Source organism: Streptomyces sp. NPDC054956, from assembly GCF_053609185.1.
In genome coordinates this window covers 1-2,014 of the sequence record NZ_JBSGXB010000585.1, presented here as the reverse complement: position 1 = coordinate 2,014, position 2,014 = coordinate 1, and the positions used below count along the sequence as shown (strand labels likewise).

The following is a 2,014-nucleotide window of genomic DNA, read 5'->3' as shown; positions in this document are numbered from 1 at the left end:
GGTGAGGAGGGTGCCCGCGACTTGGGCGCGGGCGGCTCCGACGGCAGCGACAACAGCCATGGGGGTCGAGGACTCCTCGGTGCGGGGGCCGGCCGGCAGTACGCGCTGCCGGTGATCAACACCCTCCGTGATCATTGCCGCCCGCGCGCGCCGGGCGCACCGATGGGGTGACGGACCGTATCCGTCGGCTCAACGGGCCCGGGAAGTCGGCCGGGCAGGCCGGCCGGGCCGAGGAGGTCGGCCGGTCCCGGGGGCGGGCCGAGGAGGTCGGCCGGTCCCGGGGGCGGGCCGAGGAGGTGGGCCGGTCCCGGGGGCGGGCCGGGGCCGGGAAGGTCAGCCGGCGGCGGAGAGTGCGCGCCGGTAGCTCAGCCCGGGGCGGCCGTCCACGGTGAGCTCCCCGACCACCGCGAAGCCGGTCCGCCGCAGGACCGCGTCGGACGCCCCGTTGTCGAGGGTGGTGACCGCGGTGAGGACGTGGAGCCCGTACCGCGAGGCGGCCAGCTCGCAGACTTCACCGACCGCGGCCGTGGCCATGCCCCGGCCCGCCGCGCGTTCGCCGATCCGGTAGCCGAGTTCGGCGGTGCCGTCCTCGACGTCGACGAGGTTGACCCGGCCGACCAGCTCTCCGTGCTCGTCCACCACGAGGTGGAAGTGGCAGGTGCCCGCCTCCTGTTCGGCGAGCAGCGAGCGGTGGCGGGCGTCGAACCCGGTGAAGTACCCGTCGCCCCGGTCCGGGACGGACCGCGCGAAGTACTCCCTGTTCTCCCGCTCGAAGGCCAGCAGGATGTCTCCGTGATCGGCGCGGAGCCGCTCCAGTCGCAGCATGCCCCGAGCCTATACGGGCCGTCAGGACGGGCTCCAAGGGATTTTCCGGGCTCTTCGCGGGGAACACCGTGAGAGCGTCGCGGGGCGCCCCGGGACCGGCGATCCGGTCTCGCGGCCGGAGTGTCCGTGGGGCGTGCGACGATATTTCCCTGTCCGGGGAGGGACAGGGCTCGGGCAGCGTCGGCACACGAGGAGTGGGCCGACATACGACCAAGGGGTGGGAATGAAAACAGGGAAGATCGCCGCGGGCGTCACCGCGGCACTGATCGTCACGGCGGGCCTGAGCGGTTGTTCGGCCGGCACCGGCACGTCGGTGGGCAAGAAGGCCGCCGACACCGCGGAGACCCTGGTCCAGACGCTCTCGAAGGCTTCCGACGAAGCCTCCAAGGCGGGCTCCGCCAAGATCAAGATGTCCGTGACGATGCCCGACACGGGTGGCAAGCCCGTCGCGATGGACGGCGTCTACTCGTGGGGCAACGGCCTCGCGATGGAGGCCGAGATGCCGGCCAAGGACCTCCAGATGGAGGACATGGTCGCGGACGGCACGATCACGATGCGGCTCGTGCAGGGCGCGTACTACTACAACGTGGACCCGGCGCAGGACGGCCCGTTCAAGGGCAAGACCTGGCTGAAGATAGAGGCCTCCGCCATCCTCGGCGACAAGGGTGCCTCCGCCATGAACGCGGGCAACAACGACCCGACGGCCGGCCTGAAGACGCTCAAGTGGGCCAAGAACGTCACCAAGGTCGGCACGGAGAGCGTCAACGGCAAGAACGCGGTGCACTACCACGCCACGATTCCCACCGACAAGCTGGGCGACGCCGCCTCGGTCTTCGGCGCGGTGGGCGGCGGCCAGGCCGGCGAGCTCGTCGCGGACGTCTGGGTCGACGACCAGGGCATGCCCGCGAAGCTGAGCCAGGTCTACGGCAACGTCAGCGCCGAGATCGAGTTCCTGTCCTTCGGCGTGGCCAAGGACATCGCCGTCCCGCCGGCCGCGGAAACGGCCGACATGACGGACCTCGTCAAGAGCGGCGGCGCGGGCCAGAGCTGACCCTCGCGGCCACCGGCCGGCGCGAGCCCGGCCGGCCGGTGGCACGCTGTTCGTACGGGCCCTCGGGCCCGCGGCTCGCTTACGGAGGCCGCGCGGAGATGGCCCCGGCCCGCCGCGCGGCCGTCGCCCGCGGCGGCG

2 protein-coding genes are annotated in these 2,014 nt (G+C 72.6%); one reads left to right on the top strand and one right to left on the bottom strand.

The window, feature by feature from the left end:
* Positions 1–333 precede the first annotated feature (333 nt).
* Positions 334–825, bottom strand: coding sequence for a GNAT family N-acetyltransferase (locus ACWGDE_RS38495; protein ID WP_453393739.1), 492 nt, complete (start codon positions 823–825; stop codon positions 334–336).
* A gap of 223 nt (positions 826–1,048) precedes the next feature.
* Here ACWGDE_RS38495 and ACWGDE_RS38490 point away from each other — a divergent pair, with 223 nt between their 5' ends.
* On the top strand, positions 1,049–1,876 hold the full coding sequence (locus ACWGDE_RS38490; RefSeq protein WP_453393738.1) for a hypothetical protein: 828 nt from the start codon (positions 1,049–1,051) through the stop codon (positions 1,874–1,876).
* The last annotated feature ends 138 nt before the right edge of the window (positions 1,877–2,014 follow it).

What these genes read in the sequence shown, in the direction of transcription:
- ACWGDE_RS38490 (WP_453393738.1), top strand. Translation starts at nt 1,049, where the DNA reads ATGAAAACAGGGAAGATCGCCGCGGGCGTCACCGCGGCACTGATCGTC.
- ACWGDE_RS38495 (WP_453393739.1), bottom strand. Translation starts at nt 825, where the DNA reads ATGCTGCGACTGGAGCGGCTCCGCGCCGATCACGGAGACATCCTGCTG.